This is a genomic window from Pseudomonas fluorescens (genome assembly GCF_902497785.1).
GTDB lineage: Bacteria > Pseudomonadota > Gammaproteobacteria > Pseudomonadales > Pseudomonadaceae > Aquipseudomonas > Aquipseudomonas fluorescens_BO.
The window spans coordinates 124,967-144,413 of the sequence record NZ_CABVHK010000013.1 but is presented as its reverse complement, the minus strand read 5'-3'; the positions used below and the strand labels follow the sequence as shown (position 1 = coordinate 144,413).

Here is a 19,447-nt window from a genome sequence, read left to right as displayed (position 1 = left end):
CGCTACTATGCGACTCGTCCAGCCTCCAAATGCTCAGGAACCCGGCCATGCGCCTACCCGAATTCATCAGGCAACATGTAGATCGTATCGTCGATGAATGGGAGCAGTTCGCCAGAACCATCACCCCGGCCGCCGAAACTATGGACAGCGTGGCACTGCGTGATCACGCCAGGGAAATTCTGCTGGCCGCCGCGCGGGACATGACCACCGCGCAAACCGCCGCCGAACAACTCGCCAAAGCCAAGGGCGAAGGCGCGGAAAAAACCCCGAGCCTGGATGAGGCCGGTGCCAGCCACGGCGAGCTGCGCCATACCGTCGGTTTTGACCTGGTGCAGATGACCAGCGAGTTTCGCCACCTGCGCGCCTGTGTGATCCGGCTGTGGGTCGATAGCCTGGAAGCGCCGGACCTCGCCTACTTTCAGGACATGATCCGCTTCAACGAAGCCATCGACGAAGCCCTGGCCGAATCCACCGCGGCCTACGCCGAACAGGTCGATCATTCGCGGGATATTTTCCTCGCGATCCTCGGCCACGATTTGCGCGCGCCGCTGCAAGCCGTGAGCATGTCGACCGAATTGCTGATGCGCAAAGCGTCCCTTGAAGGCGATGCGCTGGCCTGTGCGATCAATATCAAACGTGGCGCGCAGCACATGGCGGTGATGGTCAACGATTTGCTGGAGCTGGTACGCAGTCGTCTGGGCAAGAGCCTGCCCATCGACCCGGCACCCATGGACCTGGCCGATGCGGCGCATGCGGCGATTGCCGAAGCCTGCGCGGGCAACCCCGAATGCGATCCGACGATAACGGTGCAGGGAAATACCCGAGGCATCTGGGATGCCGGGCGGCTGGATCAGTTGTTGCGAAATCTGATTGGCAATGCGTTGCAGCACGGTTCGAACAAACGGGATGTGACCGTGACCCTGGCCGGCGAAGCGCAAGCGGTTCGCCTCACGGTGCATAACTACGGCAACCCGATCCCCGAAAGCGCCATCGGCACAATCTTTGATCCGCTGGTGCGCAGCGTCGACGAAGAACTCGGCCAGCCTTCCACCAGCCTCGGTCTGGGGTTGTTTATCGTCAAGGAAGTGGTGGATGCCCATGGCGGCACGATTGAAGTCAGCTCGAACGAGGCTGACGGGACACTGTTCACCGTCGTGCTGCCCCGCAAAATCTGATGCGCACGAGCTGGTAAAAGCTGCGTAGGAGCTGGTAGGAGCTGTCGAGTGAAACGAGGCTGCGATCTCTTGACTTTGCTTTAAAAAAAACAACATCAAAAGATCGCAGCCTCGTTTCACTCGACAGCTCCTACAGGCCCACCACCAACCGTCCCAACCGCCCCAACAGCCCCAACCGCCCCAACCGCCCCAACCGCCCCAACCGCTGCTTAAGCATCCGATTCCCGGCCGGAAGCTGCCCGATTTCTACCAAGCGAATCTGGCATCAATGCAACCGCTGGACTATCAGTTCTGCTAGTTCCTGAAATTCGCTGGCGGAGTCAGACTGAGGGGCATCGATCCAATTCGCCCCCTCACCAAGACAGGCCCGGCATGCCCAGCTCAGTCGCTACTAATAATGTTCAGTTCCGCACGGTATTGCTGGCTGCCGACCAACAAAATTCGATGCTCGCGGAACTTGCGGGCAGCCTGCCTAATTCCGTCGCATATTCCGCCTATGGCCAGCAGTCCGCGCAGCAGCTGATAGCCGTGCACTTGGGGTTCAACGGTGAATTGTGCGAGATCTTTGGTTGGTATTTCTTGGGCAAAGGCTATCGCGTCTATAACCCGAAATTTATGCGCTTTCATAGCCCGGACAGTTGGAGTCCGTTTGGGAGGGGTGGGTTGAACGCGTATGTGTATTGCGGGGGTGATCCGGTGAATTTCTCGGATCGGTCGGGGCATGTGAGGCTCTTTAAATCTTTGTTTCCACGGGCTTTGACAAGTAATTCAAGAGCAGCCAGCACCTCTAGCTTACGCCCTCTCATTTTCAACGCTGGTCCACTGGCTTCCAGCGCGCAAAATGCCACACACAAGACTATACCGGCGGTTACCCGGGAGACACTGTTTGAAATACGTGTGCAAACTCAAATCTCCCATATTAAAAATCCGAATTGGTCTGATGTACAGACTCAAACCCGTATTCAAACTCGGAACTCGAAAGGTGCTGTGAGCGACCGCCATTTCATTGATTACGGGCCTTCCCGCGAAGCGCCACCACAGATTCCGTTGAAACAAATGCCCCCTGCTCCCCGCTTTAATGACAGTGGCGGGCAAATGAGGGGCGGCAACGGTGAAAAATGGACGAGTGAACCCTTCAAATTCCTGCCGGGTCCCGCTCCTTTTCCTTCGCAAAGAATACTCCCGGGTGGCGCCACGCGCGTCTTCTCTGTGACGTATGACGATGCTGGGATTCCGATGCAGCGCAGTCATCAAAGAATGACTTTGGAGCAAATCGGCAACGCTATCCGAAACAAAACAAAATAGGGTCTGAAGGCGCCCCTACTAGTTGAGTCTGGAGGCTTGGGGGGAACAACTACTCAACCACCAGCCGCCCCAACCGCTGCTTCAGCATCCGATTCTCCGCCCGCAGCTGCTGGACCTCTTCAAGCAGATCCAGCGCCAATGCAACCCCTTCCCACTCCAGATCCAAATCGTGCCGCAACTTGGCGGCACGTTTGGCCAGCGCCAACTCATAATCGTTGAAACGCCAATCCTTGGGCACGGAGCCCTGAGGTTCGAGGATGCCGTGCTCGACGATTTCGATCACGTAGACGTCCGACAGGTCGGTCGCTTCACAGAATTCTGCCAGGTCCAGATGAACGATCAGGGGGTTGCTCATGATGGGCTACTCCGTCTCTTAGATCAGAAGTTTTCTCTCGGGTCGAACGCGGCTTTTTTCGCCAGTTCCTGCCACAACGCCTTAACCTCGTCGCTCGAGGTCTTAGGCATGACGGCTTTCAGTTGCACAAACAGGTAACCCCGTTCACCGGCCTTGTTCAGCAAACCGTGGCCCTTGGCGCGCATGCGCTGGCCATTCTGGCTGCCAGCCGGCACCTTGAGGTTGATCTTGCCGGTCAGCGTCGGCACCGCCACTTCGGTGCCCAACGCCAATTCCCACGGCGCCAGCGGCAGCGTGATGATCAGGTTCTCGCCTTCCACATCGAACTTCGGATGCGGCGCGAAGCGAATGATCAGGAACAGATCGCCATTGGCCCCGCCGCCAATGCCCGGAGCGCCCTGGCCCTTGAGGCGGATGCGCTCGCCATCAGTGACACCGGCGGGGATTTTCACGTTCAGGCTTTTACTGGTGTTGCTGACGTGCTGGCCGGCAGCGTTGTATTGCGGCACCTGGAAGGTGACCTTCTTCGATTCGTTCGAGAGGGTTTCTTCCAGAAAAATCGCGAGTTCCATTTCCACGTCTTGCCCTCGACGCCCGGCGCTGCGGCCCGACTGTCCACCACCAAAACCCGGACCCCGGTTGCCGAAGATCGAACTGAAGAAGTCCGAAAAATCGCCCGTGTCCTGACCGCCACCAAAACCGCCGGCACCGCGCCCCTGCCAACCCGGCGGGCCCTGGAACGGCTGGCCGTGCTGGCCGTATTTGCGCAAGTCGTCGTATTCGGCGCGCTTGTCGGCACTTTTCAGCGCTTCATAGGCTTCCGAGGCGTCCTTGAATTTGGACTCGGCGTCCTTTTCCTTGCTGACGTCGGGGTGGTATTTGCGCGCCAGTTTGCGATAAGCCGCCTTGATCGTCTTATCGTCCGCGGTCGGTTCCACACCGAGAATCTTGTAATAGTCTTTGAAGTCCATCGTGGGAATCACCATCCATTATCAAAATCGCGCCACCTGCCTCAGCATGCTCTTGATTGCCGCGTGAGGTTTGACCGATCTCACTTTTGTGACCGGACAGCGCATCAGAAGTTTATCGGCAGCGGTGGACGGTTCTTTTGACCGTCCGAGGGCTGCCAGGGCCAATGCAGACAAGTTTGGGGCATTCGGTCAGCTTATCAAGGCGCTATTCACTGCGATTTAGCGGATAGTCGGCCTTCGTATCTGCGCCGCACTGACATACACTGCGCGGCCGTTTTTTAACCGGAACCTGATAGACATGAAAAACGCATCTCCAGCCCGTGCCTGTGGTATCGACTTTGGCACGTCCAACTCCACCGTCGGCTGGCTGCGCCCCGGCATGGAAACGCTGATCGCGCTGGAGGACGACAAGATCACCCTGCCGTCAGTGGTGTTCTTCAACATGGAAGAACGCCGCCCGGTGTACGGCCGGCTGGCGCTGCACGAGTACCTCGAAGGCTACGAAGGCCGGTTGATGCGCTCGCTCAAGAGCCTGCTGGGTTCCAAGCTGATCAAGCATGACACCAGCGTGCTTGGCACGGCGATGCCGTTCAAGGACTTGCTCGGTCTGTTTATCGGTCAATTGAAGAAACGCGCCGAAACCGCCGCCGGTCGCGAGTTCGACGAAGTGGTGCTGGGGCGTCCGGTGTTCTTTGTCGATGACGATGAAATGGCCGACCAGGAAGCTGAGAACACCTTGGTAGACGTGGCCCGCGCCATCGGTTTCAAGGACGTGTCGTTCCAGTACGAACCGATTGCGGCGGCGTTCGACTACGAGTCGACCATCGAAAAGGAAGAGCTAGTCCTGATCGTCGATATCGGCGGTGGTACGTCCGACTTCTCGCTGGTGCGCCTGTCGCCTGAGCGTCGCGAGCACGACAACCGTCACGAGGACATCCTCGCCACTGGCGGCGTGCACATCGGCGGGACCGATTTCGACAAGCAGCTGAGCCTGCAAGGCCTGATGCCGCTGTTCGGCTACGGCAGCCGCATGAAGAGCGGTGCCTACATGCCGACCAGCCACCACATGAACCTGGCGACCTGGCACACGATTAACTCGGTGTACTCGCAGAAGTCGACCCTGGCGCTGGGTAGCATGCGTTACGACATCGAAGACACCGGTGGCATCGACCGTCTGTTCAAGCTGATCGAACAGCGCGCCGGGCACTGGCTGGCGATGGAAGTGGAAGAAACCAAGATTCAGCTGACCCACGCCGACAGCCGTCATGTGCCGCTGGATCGCATCGAGCCGGGCCTGAGCGTGGAACTGAGCCGGGCGCTGTTCGAATCGGCCATCGACAACCTGCTGGAGCGCGTGCGCAACAGCGTGACCCAGATGCTGAACGACGCCAACGTGCGGGTCGACCAGGTGGATACGGTGTTCTTCACCGGCGGTTCGAGCGGAATTCCGGCACTGCGCAGCGGTGTGTCGGCGATGCTGCCGAATGCGCGGCACGTGGAAGGGAATATCTTTGGCAGCATTGGCAGCGGGTTGGCGATTGAAGCCATGAAGCGCTACGGCACGATGGACTGATCCAAAACCGGGGTGCTCCTATCGCGGGCAAGCCCGCTCCCACACATTTTGTGTCGTACATAATTTCGGCGAACGACACAAAACCCTGTGGGAGCGGGCTTGCCCGCGATGGCGTCAGACCAGGCAACACATCTGCCAGATCAAACCATCCCCACCTGCTTCAACTCACTCTTCAAATACGCGTAATAAATCGGCCCCGCCACCACTCCCGGCAGGCCGAACGCGGCCTCGAACACCAGCATTGCCAATAGCAACTCCCACGACTTGGCACTGATCTGCCCGCCGACGATGCGCGCGTTGAGGAAGTACTCGAGCTTGTGGATAACGATCAGATACCCCAGCGCCGCCACTGCGACCCAGATCGACAGCGACAGACCGACGATGGTGATCAGTGTGTTCGACATCAGGTTGCCAATCACCGGCAGCAGGCCGAGCAGGAACGTCAGCACGATCAGGGTTTTGGTCAGCGGCAGCTTGATGCCGAACATCGGCAGGACCACCGCGAGGAAAATCCCGGTGAAGAAGGTGTTGAGCAGGGAAATCTTGATCTGGGCGAAGACGATGTTGCGAAATGCCTGCACCAGCAGATGCAGACGATCGAACAGCGCAGCGGCCAGCGGTTTGCGCTTGGTCAGGTCCGGCACACGTTGCAAGGCAATGATCGCCCCCAGCACCATGCCGATCAGAAGCGTGACGAACATGTGCGCGGCGTCTTTACCGACCAGCTGCAAGTCGCTGAGGTGCTTGCTCATCCACTCGCCAATGGCCACACGGAACTCGGCGGCACTGGCGGGCAGATAAGCATCGATGAACGGCGGCAACTGCCCGCGCGCGCGATCGACCACGCCCATGAATTTATCCAGTGACGCGCCGGGGTTTTCCGCTTCGTGCAGCAGAAAGCTGATGGCGCCGGCAAAGATCAGCGCCAGCACACTCACCACCAGCGTCCCGAGCAACGCCACCGCCAGCCAGCGCGCACGCCGGCCTTCGATCAGGCGCTGCAACTGCGGGGTGAGCATGTTGACCAGTTCGAACACCAGCAGGCCGGCCAGCAGACTGGGCAGCAACCGCAGCGGCAGTACGAGCAACAACCCACCAAAAATGATGACCCAACTGATGACCAGCAAGACTTGGCGTTGAGAAAACGTCGGCATACAGCCTCAAAACGAGCGGCGTAAAAGGATTGGCAGTCTGCCAGCGTTCGGGTGTCGAAGCGAGAGCATGAACGCGAACAGTGTCGCGTTGAAAAGATCGCAGCCTTCGGCAGCTCCTACAGGGATCACGACGTAGGAGCTGCCGAAGGCTGCGATCTTTTGACCCTTATTTTTTCTTCAGGCAATCACTCATGAACGCCTTGCGCTCGTCACCCTTGAGCGCCTTGGTCGCGGCATCGGCGTTGCAGGTTTTCATTTTCTCTTGCTGCGGGGTCAGCGCTTTGGCGTCGTTGGCGGCCGGCGTCGCTTTGAGGCAGGTACTCATGAAGGCCTTGCGCTCATCGCCCTTGAGGCTTTTCGCGGTAGCGTCGGCATTGCAGGTGGTCATCTTGTTCTGTTGGGCAGTGGCGGCGAAACCCTGGGAGCAAAGCAGCAAACCGATCATCAACAAAGGGGCACGCAACATCATCATGGAGTTTTCTCCTGGTTGCCGCACCGATGGGCACGACCTCGTGTTGCAGTGTAGACAACGCCTGTTACACCTTCCTGTTCTCAAGATGGCTGCGTCGGTATTGCTCCGGCGTGCATCCGGCCTGCCGCTGGAACATCGCGATAAACGCCGAACCGGTGCTGTAGCCCATGTCGAAAGCGATCTCCTGAATACTGCGCTGACTGTCCAGCGCTTCAATCGCCGCCAGGAAACGCAAGCGCTGACGCCACTCGCCGAAACTCATGCCCAACTCGCGCACAAACTGCCGCGCCAAGGTGCGCTCGCTGACGTGGACCTGCTCGGCCCAATCCGCCAGTGGACGGTTATCGCCAGGCTCGGCTTGCAGGGCTTCCAGTATCCCGAGCAACCCGGGACTGCTGGCGTAAGGCAGATAGCACTCATGCACCGGGGCGAGTTGCAACTGATCGACCAGCACTTGCGCCAGGCGAATGTCAGCTGCTCGCTCGGGAATCTTCACGTCGCGGGTGGCGAAGTCTTTGAGAATCGCTTTAAGAATGTCGCTGATCGCCAGCGTACAGGCCTGCTGCGGTAATTCCTGACACAACGCCGGCGCGAGGCAGACTGCGCGGTAGTTGATCGGTTGATTGCTATAGAAACTGTGTTCGATCCGGGGTGGCACCCATACCGCGTATTGCGGCGGCGACATGAAACGACTGCGGCCGATTTCCATGTGCAGGACGCCGTTGGCCGAGTATTCCAGCGTGCCCCAGGGATGCGTGTGCGCCGAGGCGTATTCGTGGGTATTGAAGTCGGCATAACGGAAGTACACCGGCGAAGGCAGTTCGCTGAAATCCAGCAGGTCGATGTGTTTGCTGCTCATGCTGTCCGTCATCCGGGGCCTGTTGTCTGGATCGAAGTATAGGCTTTCATCCAGACAGGCGATAATCGCACTTCATTAACGTTCTGGTTGTTCCTGATGCAATACGCTTATCCCCTGCTGGCCATCTTCATCTGGGCCGGCAACACCGTGATCACGAAAATGTCGGCCGGGGCGATTTTCCCGGCCGAGATCGGTTTCTACCGCTGGCTGCTGGCCGGGATACTGTTCACACCGTTCATGCTCAAACCGGTCATCGCCCACTGGCCGCTGATCCGCCCGAACCTGGGCAGGATTTTCATCCTCGGCGTGCTGGGCATGGCGGTCTATCAAAGCCTGGCGTACTTCGCGGCGTCGCTGACGTCAGCCACCAACATGGGCATTATTCTGTCGCTGATGCCGTTGATGTCGCTGGCGATGGCCATCATCAGTCTCGGTCAGCGCCTGACCGCGGGCGCGCTGGCCGGTGCGGTGTTGTCGTTTGCCGGCGTGTTGGTGGTGGTGTCGTCCGGCAGCCTCGCAGCGCTGCTTGAACACGGGGTGAATCTGGGCGACGCGATGATGCTGATCGCCACACTGGCCTATGCGATCTACAGCACCTTGCTGAAAAAATGGCAGCTGCGTCTGCCGCCGCTGGTGTTGCTGTATTTGCAGGTGCTGGTGGCGGTGGTGGTGCTGTTTCCATTGTTTGTCGCCTCCCCGAAAATCGGCCCGACGTTGCAAAACATTCCACTGGTGCTTTACGCCTGCCTGCTGGCATCGATGGTGGCGCCCTTGGCGTGGATGCAAGCGGTGGTGCGCCTGGGGCCGAGCCGGACCACACAGTTTTTCAATCTGCTGCCGTTGATTACGGCATTGATTGCGGCGGTGGTATTGCATGAACAATTGGCGATGTATCACCTGGTGGGCGGGGTGCTGACGTTGGGCGGGGTGATTGTTTCGGAACGCTGGACCACGGTGCTCGGCCGAAAGGTCAGTGCTGCCTGAACTGTGGCGAGGGGATTTATCCCCGTTGGGCTGCGAAGCGGCCCCCCAAAAAAAAAGGGACTGCTACGCAGTCCAACGGGGATAAATCCCCTCGCCACAGTGGTTCAAACCCCCGCCGCTTTCAACCGCGCCGCATGCTCGACAAACAACCGGATCGGCTCGGCCCCCTTCCCCACCAATCCCAGCGACTGGTTAACAATGTCGAAATGATCCAGCGGATACTCATCGCCGATCACTGTCCCCAGATGCGAGCTGTAACGCCCGACCATGCCGTCGCAATGCCCGGTTTCACGCACGAAGGTTTTGGCAAATAGCCGACAACTGCGGTTGGTCCCGTCGAACAGATTGCGTCCGCGGTCGGTCTTGCCCGGCTGCAAGGTGCCGGACCACGAGTAATAACGCACGCCGTTGACCTCTTCCGGCCCGTGCCCACCCCAGGTTTGCGGCAAGCCCTGTGGATAACGCTGATTGAACAGCGCCACACCCGCTGTCGTCAGCGACTCATGGGACGCGTGGATATCCACCGGCAGCCTTGGCCCGCGATAACCGGTCTCCAGCAGGCTCATCAACGCACCGATCACCCGCAGGAAAAACGCCAGCAGCCGGCCTTTCGCGCTGTCCGACGGGTAATGTGTGTGCAGATAATCCGCCAGTTCAGAGCCATGATTGGGGCCCGCCACCGAGGTGACCGACGCCACGCGATCCGGGCGTTTGGCGGCGGCGTAACGAGCGGTCAGAGAACCCTGGCTGTGACCGATCAGGTTGACCTTTTCGGCACCGGTTTCGCGCAGGATCTCGTCAATGCGCGCCAGCAACTGTTCGCCGCGCACTTCGGTCGAGTTGAGCGGCGAAACCTGCACCGCAATCACCGTCGCACCTTCCCGGCGCAGCGCTGCCACAATCCCGTACCAATAGGGATAAAGCACCAGCCGGATAAACCCGAGCATTCCCGGGACCAGCACCAGCGGATAACGCGTGGCAGTACCTTGCGACATGGGCGGACTTCCTTGTGATCGGTGAGGTGAAGCAAGGCTCAATGCAAGACATCAGCCAAGCATCGACATCAAACGTGACAACTCGACGACCAGTCTATGACATCCGCTCTACCTTCAATGCTCCTGTAGGAACGGGCGCAGCCTGCGATTTTTTACAGACGCCAGATCCCATAAAACTTTTCCCAACACCCTAAAACCCGAAAAATCGCAGCCGTCGGCAGCTCCTGTTCCATGTGGGTGCTGTTGAAGACTGCGTTTTTTATTTGGAGGATTTAACGGTTACCGGCGCCTTGCCCGCCTTCATCTGTTCCAGCAACGGTGCACATTGATTCGGCTCACCACCACTCGGCGCAATCAGCGCCAGCAGCCCCGCCGCCGGCGCGGCAATCACACCCAGCGCCACCATCCCTGCTCCGCGCAATAGCAGCGGCACGGCTTTTACCCCGGCATCCGGCTTGATGAACTTGCCCCGCACGTACAGTGGTGAGCGCAATGAAATCAGACGCCATCCTTTGGACTCGGGAGTCACCGTCAGGTCCAGTTGTTCAGTCGCCATGTTCGCCGTGCCATCGATATAGATAATCGCGTTCTCGGTATCGAAGACGAACAACCGCGTGGTCGCCAGACCGGTCTTGATATCGAAGTCGGCTGCCGCGCAGTTGATCTTCACTTCCTTGTCGCCAAAGATTTTGCCGACCACGTAGTTACCCACGTTCAACCCAGCCAATTCCATCAACTCGCGGCTGATTGCACCGTCGTTGATCAGCATCTTCAGATTGCCGTTGGCCGTGCCCAGCAACTTCGCCACGGAGTTGCCGCGACCGCTGATGTCGGCATCCCCGTTGAGCTCGCCGAAACTGGTTTTCATCGGTTCAAAGGTCGGGAATAGCTGTTTGAGTTTGAAACCGCGCGCGGTCAGTTTCGCAGTGCCTTCCAAGGGCTCGGTGTGACCGTTCAGGCGAATCTGTGCATCCAGCTTGCCGCCGGCGACGCCGAAACGCAGAGGCTCGAGACTGAGTACGCCATCCGTCAGCACCAGGTGGGTATAAAGGTCATTGAACGGCAGTTTTTCGCTGTGGACGATGCGTTTGCCGGTGAATTCGACATCGGCGTCCATGTCCCGCCAGCGTTCGGTCTTGAATTCTTCGACCGGCAGCACCTTGTCCGATGGCTGCTTGCTTTCACCGCCACGAGCCTTTTGTTTGGCGTTGGAATCGGCGCCGATCAGCGGCGCAAGGTCAGCGAACAGCAACTGATTGGAAATCAGCGAACCGCTGAGTTTGGGCCGGGGCAGGCTGGCGACGTAGGCCAGGCTGCCGTGAATATCGCTTTCGCCGATCTTGCCGTTGAACGCTTCATAGCGGAACACCGCACCACCCGGCTCATGCAGCTTGGCGATCAAATGGCCGTCGGTGGCGTACGGTGGCGTGTCCGGCAGGGTGACGCCGGTCAGCGCATAGAGATTGCCGAGGCTGCTACCGGCCAGTTTCAGGCGCAGGTCGAGGGCGCCGAGGTTAAGCGGATCGGTCAGGGTGCCGGCCAGTTCGACACGGGTGTCAGCGATCTGGGCCTGGGCCTGCAGCGGGAACGGCCGCGCCGCGTCCTGCAAAGCCAACAAGCCGCCAATCTTGCCTTCGCCGGCAAGTTTCTGCCCGTGATACTGGCCTTTGACCTTGAGCGCAAACGCATAGTCCTGTGGCGCAGCGCCCTTCTCCTGTGCGTTTTTCGCCGCCTTGTCGCCGACGATGTCGCTATACGGAATCGGTTTGCCCAACGGATCAATCAGCACGTCGAGTTGAGTCTTCAGGTTCTGGTCATCAAGGGTGACGTGGCCCTTGTCGAAGCCGATCGCACCGATGTCCACCACCCAGCTTGAAGGCTCGGCATCCGGGTCTTTGGGATCGAATTTGAAGGTCCAGTTGGCGCGGCCATCCGCCAGACGTTGCAGGTCGGCATTGGGTTCGGTGAGGTCGATGCGCGGAATCACCACGCGCTGCGCCAGCAAGGCCAGCGGCGAAATACGCAGCTCGACTCGTTTGAGCGTGACCATCTGCGGCTGTTTCGACCAGTCCGGGTTGCCCAGGCTCAAGTCTTGCGCCACCACGTGCGGCCACGGCACCCAGGCTCGCCAGCCTCCCTGGTCGAGCTCGCGCCGCCAGACCACGGACAGGTCGCCATTAATGGCGAACGGACGGTGCAGCTCCTCGGAGACTTTATGGTTGATCGTGGGTTTCATCCGGTTCCAATCGAAGAACACGATGATCAGCACCAGTATCGCCAGCAGGACCACAAGGCTGGCGAAGGTCCAGGCAAAAATTTTCGGGGTGCGCGTCATTGCACAGAGCTCCTGAATACGACTGAGCGCCCTGACTGCGACGCACGTGTGAAACGTCAGGCCAGAACCGGCCTGCATGAATCTAGGACTTGGAAACGGCGTGCAGGTTTAACCCAGATGCCGCTTAACGTTCAAATAATCAGTCGCGGCCATCCTGCCCCCCTGATCAAGCGTTACCGCCCCCCGCATTTTTACGCAGCGCGAGTGAGTCGAAAATACCCATCTCGGTGCAAAACGCCTCCCCGGAAACGCACGGTCTAGAGCGCTTTAGCGGAACAATCAATTCCGTTGATTATTACCATTGCGTTTATGAACTTTCATATCGACTTATCGAGAGTAGCATTGCCCTCGTACCCACTTCATAGCCCTACTACGGAGCACCCAATCATGAAACGCCAATTACTGCTTAGCCTTTCCCTCTCACTGCTGGCCAGCACCGCATTCGCGCTGCCAGCTGCCGATCAGGCCACCCCTCAAGTGAAAGCCGCTCATTCGGTGTTCAGCCAGACCGTCGCCGCTGATGGTTCCGACCGCACTCCACAAGGCCAGACCCTGGCTGAAGGCGGTAACGATCGCCTGAAAGAAAAAGGCCTGATCACCCAAGACGGTTCGGATCGCACCCCACAAGGCCAGACTTTGGCTGCTGACGGTTCCGACCGCACCCCACAAGGCCAGACCCTGGCGGCTGACGGTTCCGACCGCACCCCACAAGGCCAGACCCTGGCGGCTGACGGTTCCGACCGCACTCCACAAGGCCAGACCCTTGCCGAAGGTGGTGGTGACCGTGTGATCGAACGCAACAGCGCTTTGAGCTGAGCCCATGGCGGCCTTGAAAAAAAGCCCAATCGACGGATTGGGCTTTTGACTTTATAAGTAGTCACACTTTTCCCCGCGTCAAATCCCCCATCGTCGTTCGACGCCAGCAAAGCCGATTTGCTAGAGTGCGCCGCTGTCCTGTCCAGAAAAACACCTTTGCGATGCTGCCCCGCGCCGAACAGAAACAACAAACCCGCAACGCCCTGATGGACGCTGCTCGCCATTTGATGGAATGCGGCCGAGGATTCGGCAGCCTGAGCCTGCGCGAAGTGGCGAAAACCGCGGGCATCGTCCCCACCGGTTTCTACCGGCACTTTGCCGATATGGATGAACTGGGTCTGGTGCTCGTCAGCGAAGTCGGTCAGACCTTCCGCGAAACCATCCGCCTGGTGCGCCACAACGAATTCGTGATGGGCGGCATCATCGACGCCTCGGTGCGAATCTTTCTGGACGTGGTGTCGGCCAATCGTTCGCAATTTCTGTTTCTGGCGCGCGAACAATACGGTGGCTCGCTGCCCGTGCGGCTAGCCATTGGCCGGTTGCGCGAAAACATCAGTTCTGATCTGGCGGCCGACCTGTCGCTGATGCCGAAACTGCAGCACCTGGACATCGCCGGCCTGAGCGTCATGGCCGATCTGGTGGTTAAAAGCGTGTTTGCCACCCTGCCGGACATTATTGATCCACCCGCCGAAGCGCTGCCTGAGCATCTGACGCCGCAGGCAAAAATCACCCAGCAACTGAGGTTCATCTTTATCGGCCTCAAGCATTGGCAAGGACTGGGAAGTACTGAGTAATACCTGAAAAGATCGCAGCCTGCGGCAGCTCCTACAGAACATTACGCTCCCTGTAGGAGCTGCCGCAGACTGCGATTTTTTTTACGCGCAGCAAAACGGTGCGCACAAATCCGGTACGCACCAAATTACCGCAACATCTCGCCCGATTCTCTCCACTCCGACAGGCATTTCCTACACTTCCCGCGGTTGGCAAGCCCCTTGCTCTAGCCTCAGCATTGTCCATTGCTGGAAGCCTTCCGATGCTGGTGATTCATCGCAGAATCCACCCTCAGCCCGACTGGGCCGCTGAATTGCACCTGACCTTCGAGGCCCGGAGCAAAAGCCGCCTGCGCTGTTTCAGTGCCGAAGGTGAAGATGTCGGGTTGTTTTTGGAGCGCGGTCAACCGCCGCTGTATGACGGCGAATGTCTGCAGGCCGAAGACGGGCGCATCGTCCGCGTCTGCGCGCGTCCCGAACAACTGCTGCACGTCACCTGCGCCAACGCCTTTGAGCTGACCCGCGCGGCGTATCACCTCGGCAACCGCCACGTCGCCCTGCAAGTCGGCGAAGGCTGGTTACGGTTGCTCGACGATTACGTGCTCAAGGCCATGCTCGAACAGCTTGAGGCCAAGGTCGAAAACATCGAAGCGCCGTTCCAGCCTGAACACGGTGCCTACGGCGGCGGTCATCATCACTCACGACACGGCGACGAAGACTTCAACTACCCACCCAAACTGCACCAGTTCGGCGTCCGCCTGTGAATCCGGCCTGGGCGCTCTTGCGTCTGGCCAGTCCGCAATTGCCGATTGGCGGCTACAGCTATTCCCAAGGCCTGGAAATGGCGGTGGATAACGGCCGGGTCAATGACGCCGATAGCGCGCGGCGCTGGATCAGCGATCAGTTGCTGCTGAACCTCGCGCGCTTCGACGCACCACTGTTGCTCGCCCATTGTGTCGCCGCCATTGATGAAGACTGGGCGCAATTGCTGCGACGTTGCGAAGAACACCGCGCCAGCCGGGAAACCCGCGAGTTGCATCAAGAAAGTCGGCAGATGGGTTATTCCTTGCAGCAATTGCTCAATGGCTTGCCGGAACTCGATGCACCTGCCCGCGCCTTTCTCGAACAGCGAGCCGAACCGCACCTGGCCCTCGGCTGGGCCTTGGCCGCGCGCGCCTGGCAAATCAGCCCGCAAGACGCGCTGGCCGCATGGCTCTGGAGCTGGCTGGAAAACCAACTGGCCGTGCTGATGAAAACCCTGCCGCTGGGCCAGCAAGCTGCGCAACGACTGACCAGCCAATTGCTGCCATTGCTGCAACAGGCCCAGCAGAACGCCAGTCAAATCAATCCCGATCACTGTGGCAGCGCCGCGTTCGGCCTGTCTCTGGCGTGCATGGCCCATGAGCGCCAGTACAGCCGCCTGTTCCGTTCCTAGGGCCTGTCATTTTGGAGAATCACATGAACACACAACCTCTGCGCGTCGGCATCGGCGGCCCGGTCGGTTCCGGTAAAACCGCCCTGACGCTGGCCCTCTGCCTGGCGCTACGCGACCGCTACAACCTGGCCGTGGTGACAAACGACATCTATACCCGCGAAGACGCCGACTTTCTGGTGCGCAACCAGGCCCTCGCGCCGGAGCGGATCATCGGCGTGGAAACCGGCGGCTGCCCGCATACGGCGATTCGCGAAGACGCCTCGATCAACCTCGAAGCGGTGGACCAACTGAATCGGCGCTTTCCGGGGCTGGACCTGATTCTGGTGGAATCCGGTGGCGACAACCTTTCGGCTACGTTCAGCCCGGAATTATCCGACCTGACGATCTACGTGATCGACGTCTCGGCAGGCGACAAGCTGCCGCGCAAGGGCGGCCCGGGCATCTGCAAATCCGATCTGCTGGTGATCAACAAGGTCGACCTCGCACCGCTGGTGGGCGCGTCGCTGGAGCTGATGGACAGCGACACCCAGCGCATGCGCAACGGCAAGCCGTTCGTCTTCAGCAACCAGAAAACCGGACTCGGCCTGGAAGCCATTATTGCCTTCATCGAACGCCAGGGCTTGCTGACCGCGGCCTGACCATCAACAAGGAAGCTTATTCATGACACTGCAACGCATTCTGGGCGCCATCGCCCTGTTGTTGACCCCGGCCATCGCTTTGGCCCACCCCGGCCACGGTGATAACGGCTTGCTCGCCGGCATCAGCCACCCGCTCGGGGGGCTGGATCACTTGCTGGCGATGCTCGCGGTAGGGTTGTGGGCTGCGCAGCAACAAGGCGCCGCACGCTGGGCGCTGCCCTGCACCTTCGTTGGCACCATGCTTTTTGGCGGGTTGCTGGGTTTTGAAGGGCTGAACTTGCCTGCGCTGGAAAGCGGTATCGCCGCCTCGGTGCTGGCCCTGGGGCTGGCCGTGGCGCTTGCGGTGCGTCCGCCGTTGAGCCTGGCGGTGGGGGCGACGGCGCTGTTTGCGTTGTTCCACGGCGTCGCGCATGGGCTGGAATTGCCTGACATGTCGAGCACTTGGGCGTATGCCGCAGGGTTTGTGGCGGCGACGGCGGCGTTGCATGCGGCGGGTTATGCGATGGTGCGGGGGTTGCCGCACGCGGCGGCGCCATTGGTTCGACTGGCGGGCGCGGCTTCGGCGGCGACCGGGGTTTGGTTGTTGGCCGGCTGATTTGTGCTGTTTGTGATGGCCTGATCGCGAGCAAGCTCGCTCCCACATTTTGTTCTGTGTGCTTAGCTCCATTGTGGGAGCGAGCTTGCTCGCGATGACGGCCTTACAGACACCGCATCTCTCAGGCCTGCTAACATGGCGCGCAATCAACCTGCCGTGACGACGCCAGCCAATGCCTCATGCTCCCCGCTCCGCTTCCCAGCCCGAACTGGCCGCCCTGTTCGCCACCGTGCAACAGCATTTCCAGGCGGTGATCGTGCCCCTCTGGCAAGGCCCCGGCTGGAATGCCGACATGGCGTTGCCTTATGAAGCGCTGGACGCCGAACACCAACCGCTGCCACCGCAACGCTACCGGGCCATGGCCTGCGCACGGCAGCTCTATCTGTTTTCCAGCCTGATCGGCCAGGTGCCCGGCGCGCAAGAGCGCGCCGCGGCGCTGTTCCGCTCGTTGCAGCAGCATTTCCATGACGCCGAACACGGCGGCTGGTTCTACAGCATCGATGCGCAAGGTGCTCCGCTGGATCAGCGCAAAGACCTCTACACCCACGCCTTCATCCTCTTCGCCTGCGCCCACTATTGGGACAAGGTCCGCGAACCGCTGGTGGAGTCGGTGCTCAACGCCGTGCTCGAAGTGCTCGCGAAGCGCTTCGCCACGAGCGACGGCCTCTACGAAGCCAGTCTGCAACGCGATTGGTCTTCACTGAACAGCGGGCCACTGCAGAATCCGCTGATGCATCTGGCCGAAGCCTTTCTCGCCACACTGTCGGCGCGCGAAGACGCTGCGGTGCACAACGCACTTCTCGCGTTATGCGCTGCCATGCAAAAGCGTTTTATCGATCCGCAGCATGGCGTGCTGATGGAAAAACCGCTCGGTGCTGTGGATAACTGGTTTGAACCGGGGCATCAGTTCGAATGGTTTTTCCTGCTGGAATCCTCGTCGCTGCTGCGCGGCTCGTTGTTGCATGCATCGCTGACACGCGCCTTTGGGTTCACCGAGCAGTTGGGCGTTGATCAATCGAGTGGGGCGGTGCGGGCAATGCTCACGCTGGACGGACACTCCAAGGATGCCACCCAACGCATCTGGGCTCAGGCGGAATACCTGCGGGCGTTGACGCTGCGCCCAGACGCTGACAGCGCGGTGCTGCGCCAATTGCGGGCCTTGCAACAGCATTCCCTGCATTCACGCGGATGGTTTGAATGCCGGGACGAGAATGGCGAAGTGAGCCGCCAGGATATGCCGTCGACCACGCCTTATCACTTGGCGACGTGTTATCGCGGGTTGGCTGATTATCTTCGCTGACTGATCGACCGCCATCGCGGGCAAGCCCGCTCCCACAAGGTCTGAGTCGATCGCGAAATAGCGTTTCAACACAAAACCTGTGGGAGCGGGCTTGCCCGCGATGCCCGTTACCCGGTCTTACGCCTTGCCACCATTGCGCTCAATCGCGAACCCGCTCCACGTCTGGCTCACCGGCATCAGTTCAAGGCTGTTGATGTTGATGTGCGCCGGCGCGTTGAGCACCCAGAAAATGGTGTCGGCAATGTCTTGCGGCTGGATCGGCTCGGCGCCCGCGTACGTCGCGTTGTAGCGCTCCTGATCACCGGCAAAACGCACCAGCGAAAACTCGCTCTCGCACAGGCCTGGCTCGATGTTGCTCACGCGCACGCCCGTGCCTTGCAGGTCGCAGCGCAGGTTCAGCGAGAACTGTTTGACGAACGCCTTGCTCGCGCCATACACGTGGCTGCCCGGATACGGATAGTTGCCGGCGATGGAGCCGAGGTTGATGATGCCGGCGCCACGACCGTGGGCGATCAGGCGTGGCAACAGCAGCCGGGTGCTGTACATCAGGCCCTTGATGTTGGTGTCGACCATGGTGTCCCAATCATCCAGATCACACTTCGGCGCAGGGTCTGCGCCGAGCGCCAGGCCAGCGTTGTTGATCAGCCCGCGCAGTTTGGCGAAGGACGGGGGCAAGTTGGCAATCGCTTCCTCCATGGCCTTGCGATCACGCACGTCGAGTACCAGGCCATGGACCTCGGTCTGCTTCGACAACTCGGCGCACAGGGCATCGAGGCGCTCTTCACGACGGCCCGTCAGCACCAGTTTCCAGCCAGCCTCGGCAAAACGACGGGCACAGGCTTCACCAAAACCAGACGTCGCGCCGGTAATAAACAGGGTGTTGGACATCGTGTTCTCCTTGCTTCGGCCGACGGGCAGCCATGGGGATAGAAAATCAGCAGGCAGCATGCCCGGCCTTGTCGACAGCGGCAACCACCACAACCCTGTACAAAAAACGATCAAGGATAGCAACGCCGTATACACCGCGGCCTGTAGCCATGTGCGCTCACGTTATCCACAGGCCGGTCCACAGTTTCCGGGGGCAAGTGAAAAAGCTGAAAGCCGCTGTGCACAAGGCTTTGCGGGCATATTACAAAGTTTTTTTCTTGACCCTTGAGTGCTCACTGTGTAACCCAAGGCATTTTGCACGATTGACCCGAACAGCGACCGATGGCTACAAGCCAGTAACTACGGCCCTCAGCAGAGTCTTTCCAGAGTTTAACCACAGACTTATCCACAGGCCGCAACCCTCCAATTCAGACCCATTTCGCTGCCAATAAAAAGATTGACAACGCCAAGCTCTGGCGCTGTAAAAAACAGTGGTCAAATAATAACCACATCTCTGCAAGCCACGTCGTTAAAGGCCTACAGCCAGATACTCCCACGTTATTCACAGCCAGTTCCACAGCAAACGGGGACAAGTCAAAAGCGTGACAAAACAACTATTTGCAGCGGCTTTATGTCGCGCTTTAAGAGCATTGCGAATTTGTTTTCCACAATTTCGTTTTTACAATCTTCACCTCCAATTCCGCGTAGGAGCTGTCGAGTGAAACGAGGCTGCGATCTTTTGATCTTGGTGGTAAAAACAACATCAAAAGATCGCAGCCTCGTTTCACTCGACAGCTCCTACGGGTCCTACGGTTCCTACGGTTCCTACGGCGATGGGCATAAAAAAA

The 19,447-nt window shown here is 59.5% G+C and carries 20 protein-coding genes; 12 read left to right on the top strand and 8 right to left on the bottom strand.

The window, feature by feature from the left end; translation table 11 throughout:
* Positions 1–47: 47 nt before the first annotated feature.
* Positions 48–1,175 carry a sensor histidine kinase gene (locus F8N62_RS20120; RefSeq protein ID WP_150712320.1) on the top strand — a complete coding sequence of 376 codons (1,128 nt, stop codon included), beginning with the start codon at positions 48–50 and terminating at the stop codon, positions 1,173–1,175.
* Positions 1,176–1,547: 372 nt separating this feature from the next.
* Complete coding sequence (locus F8N62_RS20115) at positions 1,548–2,480, top strand: RHS repeat-associated core domain-containing protein (protein ID WP_150712319.1); 933 nt, start codon at positions 1,548–1,550, stop codon at positions 2,478–2,480.
* A 49-nt stretch (positions 2,481–2,529) separates the two neighbouring features.
* Here F8N62_RS20115 and F8N62_RS20110 read toward each other — a convergent pair whose 3' ends face one another.
* Both F8N62_RS20110 and F8N62_RS20105 read right to left on the bottom strand, forming a co-directional pair.
* Positions 2,530–2,835, bottom strand: a complete 306-nt coding sequence (locus tag F8N62_RS20110; protein WP_150712318.1) for a chaperone modulator CbpM — start codon at positions 2,833–2,835, stop codon at positions 2,530–2,532.
* A gap of 23 nt (positions 2,836–2,858) precedes the next feature.
* Positions 2,859–3,806, bottom strand: coding sequence for a DnaJ C-terminal domain-containing protein (locus F8N62_RS20105; RefSeq protein WP_150712317.1), 948 nt, complete (start codon positions 3,804–3,806; stop codon positions 2,859–2,861).
* 298 nt (positions 3,807–4,104) lie between these two features.
* Here F8N62_RS20105 and F8N62_RS20100 point away from each other — a divergent pair, with 298 nt between their 5' ends.
* Positions 4,105–5,379, top strand: a complete 1,275-nt coding sequence (locus tag F8N62_RS20100) for an Hsp70 family protein (RefSeq protein ID WP_150712316.1) — start codon at positions 4,105–4,107, stop codon at positions 5,377–5,379.
* A 140-nt stretch (positions 5,380–5,519) separates the two neighbouring features.
* On the opposite strand, the gene F8N62_RS20095 is transcribed toward F8N62_RS20100, so the two are convergent.
* The 3 genes from F8N62_RS20095 to F8N62_RS20085 form a co-directional block, all read right to left on the bottom strand.
* Positions 5,520–6,533, bottom strand: a complete 1,014-nt coding sequence (locus tag F8N62_RS20095; protein ID WP_064675663.1) for an AI-2E family transporter — start codon at positions 6,531–6,533, stop codon at positions 5,520–5,522.
* 166 nt (positions 6,534–6,699) lie between these two features.
* Complete coding sequence (locus tag F8N62_RS20090) at positions 6,700–7,005, bottom strand: PsiF family protein (protein WP_150712315.1); 306 nt, start codon at positions 7,003–7,005, stop codon at positions 6,700–6,702.
* A 64-nt stretch (positions 7,006–7,069) separates the two neighbouring features.
* Positions 7,070–7,864, bottom strand: coding sequence for an AraC family transcriptional regulator (locus F8N62_RS20085; RefSeq protein ID WP_191632409.1), 795 nt, complete (start codon positions 7,862–7,864; stop codon positions 7,070–7,072).
* A 96-nt stretch (positions 7,865–7,960) separates the two neighbouring features.
* Here F8N62_RS20085 and F8N62_RS20080 point away from each other — a divergent pair, with 96 nt between their 5' ends.
* Entirely contained in the window at positions 7,961–8,848 is an 888-nt protein-coding gene (locus tag F8N62_RS20080) for a DMT family transporter (protein ID WP_150712313.1), read from the top strand.
* A 104-nt stretch (positions 8,849–8,952) separates the two neighbouring features.
* Here the strand turns inward: F8N62_RS20080 and F8N62_RS20075 are convergent, their stop codons facing one another.
* The gene (locus F8N62_RS20075) at positions 8,953–9,843 is read right to left on the bottom strand and encodes an esterase/lipase family protein (protein WP_150712312.1); all 891 of its coding nucleotides are present in this window, start codon (positions 9,841–9,843) and stop codon (positions 8,953–8,955) included.
* 259 nt (positions 9,844–10,102) lie between these two features.
* Positions 10,103–12,178, bottom strand: a complete 2,076-nt coding sequence (locus F8N62_RS20070; protein WP_150712311.1) for an AsmA family protein — start codon at positions 12,176–12,178, stop codon at positions 10,103–10,105.
* 387 nt (positions 12,179–12,565) lie between these two features.
* Here F8N62_RS20070 and F8N62_RS20065 point away from each other — a divergent pair, with 387 nt between their 5' ends.
* From F8N62_RS20065 to F8N62_RS20035, 7 genes are all read left to right on the top strand, one after another.
* Positions 12,566–12,994, top strand: coding sequence for a hypothetical protein (locus tag F8N62_RS20065; protein ID WP_150712310.1), 429 nt, complete (start codon positions 12,566–12,568; stop codon positions 12,992–12,994).
* 161 nt (positions 12,995–13,155) lie between these two features.
* Positions 13,156–13,788 (top strand): TetR family transcriptional regulator, encoded by a 633-nt coding sequence (locus F8N62_RS20060; RefSeq protein ID WP_150712376.1) that lies wholly within the window; start codon positions 13,156–13,158, stop codon positions 13,786–13,788.
* Between the two features lie 239 nt (positions 13,789–14,027).
* Complete coding sequence (ureE, locus tag F8N62_RS20055) at positions 14,028–14,528, top strand: urease accessory protein UreE (RefSeq protein ID WP_150712309.1); 501 nt, start codon at positions 14,028–14,030, stop codon at positions 14,526–14,528.
* Positions 14,525–15,199, top strand: a complete 675-nt coding sequence (locus tag F8N62_RS20050) for an urease accessory protein UreF (protein WP_150712308.1) — start codon at positions 14,525–14,527, stop codon at positions 15,197–15,199. Before ureE ends, F8N62_RS20050 begins: the two co-directional genes overlap by 4 nt.
* 23 nt (positions 15,200–15,222) lie before the next feature.
* Positions 15,223–15,837 (top strand): urease accessory protein UreG, encoded by a 615-nt coding sequence (gene ureG, locus F8N62_RS20045; protein WP_150712307.1) that lies wholly within the window; start codon positions 15,223–15,225, stop codon positions 15,835–15,837.
* A gap of 22 nt (positions 15,838–15,859) precedes the next feature.
* The gene (locus tag F8N62_RS20040) at positions 15,860–16,432 is read left to right on the top strand and encodes a HupE/UreJ family protein (RefSeq protein ID WP_150712306.1); all 573 of its coding nucleotides are present in this window, start codon (positions 15,860–15,862) and stop codon (positions 16,430–16,432) included.
* A gap of 172 nt (positions 16,433–16,604) precedes the next feature.
* Positions 16,605–17,732 carry an AGE family epimerase/isomerase gene (locus F8N62_RS20035; RefSeq protein WP_150712305.1) on the top strand — a complete coding sequence of 376 codons (1,128 nt, stop codon included), beginning with the start codon at positions 16,605–16,607 and terminating at the stop codon, positions 17,730–17,732.
* A gap of 117 nt (positions 17,733–17,849) precedes the next feature.
* Here the strand turns inward: F8N62_RS20035 and F8N62_RS20030 are convergent, their stop codons facing one another.
* On the bottom strand, positions 17,850–18,620 hold the full coding sequence (locus F8N62_RS20030; RefSeq protein WP_150712304.1) for an SDR family oxidoreductase: 771 nt from the start codon (positions 18,618–18,620) through the stop codon (positions 17,850–17,852).
* Positions 18,621–18,678: 58 nt separating this feature from the next.
* On the opposite strand from F8N62_RS20030, the gene F8N62_RS31535 reads away from it, so the two are divergent.
* Complete coding sequence (locus F8N62_RS31535; RefSeq protein ID WP_191632408.1) at positions 18,679–18,888, top strand: hypothetical protein; 210 nt, start codon at positions 18,679–18,681, stop codon at positions 18,886–18,888.
* Positions 18,889–19,447 lie beyond the last annotated feature (559 nt).

Coding starts and splice junctions, on each gene's coding strand:
- F8N62_RS20120 (WP_150712320.1), top strand. CDS start 48: ATGCGCCTACCCGAATTCATCAGGCAACATGTAGATCGTATCGTCGAT.
- F8N62_RS20115 (WP_150712319.1), top strand. CDS start 1,548: ATGCCCAGCTCAGTCGCTACTAATAATGTTCAGTTCCGCACGGTATTG.
- F8N62_RS20110 (WP_150712318.1), bottom strand. CDS start 2,835: ATGAGCAACCCCCTGATCGTTCATCTGGACCTGGCAGAATTCTGTGAA.
- F8N62_RS20105 (WP_150712317.1), bottom strand. CDS start 3,806: ATGGACTTCAAAGACTATTACAAGATTCTCGGTGTGGAACCGACCGCG.
- F8N62_RS20100 (WP_150712316.1), top strand. CDS start 4,105: ATGAAAAACGCATCTCCAGCCCGTGCCTGTGGTATCGACTTTGGCACG.
- F8N62_RS20095 (WP_064675663.1), bottom strand. CDS start 6,533: ATGCCGACGTTTTCTCAACGCCAAGTCTTGCTGGTCATCAGTTGGGTC.
- F8N62_RS20090 (WP_150712315.1), bottom strand. CDS start 7,005: ATGATGATGTTGCGTGCCCCTTTGTTGATGATCGGTTTGCTGCTTTGC.
- F8N62_RS20085 (WP_191632409.1), bottom strand. CDS start 7,864: ATGAGCAGCAAACACATCGACCTGCTGGATTTCAGCGAACTGCCTTCG.
- F8N62_RS20080 (WP_150712313.1), top strand. CDS start 7,961: ATGCAATACGCTTATCCCCTGCTGGCCATCTTCATCTGGGCCGGCAAC.
- F8N62_RS20075 (WP_150712312.1), bottom strand. CDS start 9,843: ATGTCGCAAGGTACTGCCACGCGTTATCCGCTGGTGCTGGTCCCGGGA.
- F8N62_RS20070 (WP_150712311.1), bottom strand. CDS start 12,178: ATGACGCGCACCCCGAAAATTTTTGCCTGGACCTTCGCCAGCCTTGTG.
- F8N62_RS20065 (WP_150712310.1), top strand. CDS start 12,566: ATGAAACGCCAATTACTGCTTAGCCTTTCCCTCTCACTGCTGGCCAGC.
- F8N62_RS20060 (WP_150712376.1), top strand. CDS start 13,156: ATGCTGCCCCGCGCCGAACAGAAACAACAAACCCGCAACGCCCTGATG.
- ureE (WP_150712309.1), top strand. CDS start 14,028: ATGCTGGTGATTCATCGCAGAATCCACCCTCAGCCCGACTGGGCCGCT.
- ureG (WP_150712307.1), top strand. CDS start 15,223: ATGAACACACAACCTCTGCGCGTCGGCATCGGCGGCCCGGTCGGTTCC.
- F8N62_RS20040 (WP_150712306.1), top strand. CDS start 15,860: ATGACACTGCAACGCATTCTGGGCGCCATCGCCCTGTTGTTGACCCCG.
- F8N62_RS20035 (WP_150712305.1), top strand. CDS start 16,605: ATGCCTCATGCTCCCCGCTCCGCTTCCCAGCCCGAACTGGCCGCCCTG.
- F8N62_RS20030 (WP_150712304.1), bottom strand. CDS start 18,620: ATGTCCAACACCCTGTTTATTACCGGCGCGACGTCTGGTTTTGGTGAA.
- F8N62_RS31535 (WP_191632408.1), top strand. CDS start 18,679: ATGCCCGGCCTTGTCGACAGCGGCAACCACCACAACCCTGTACAAAAA.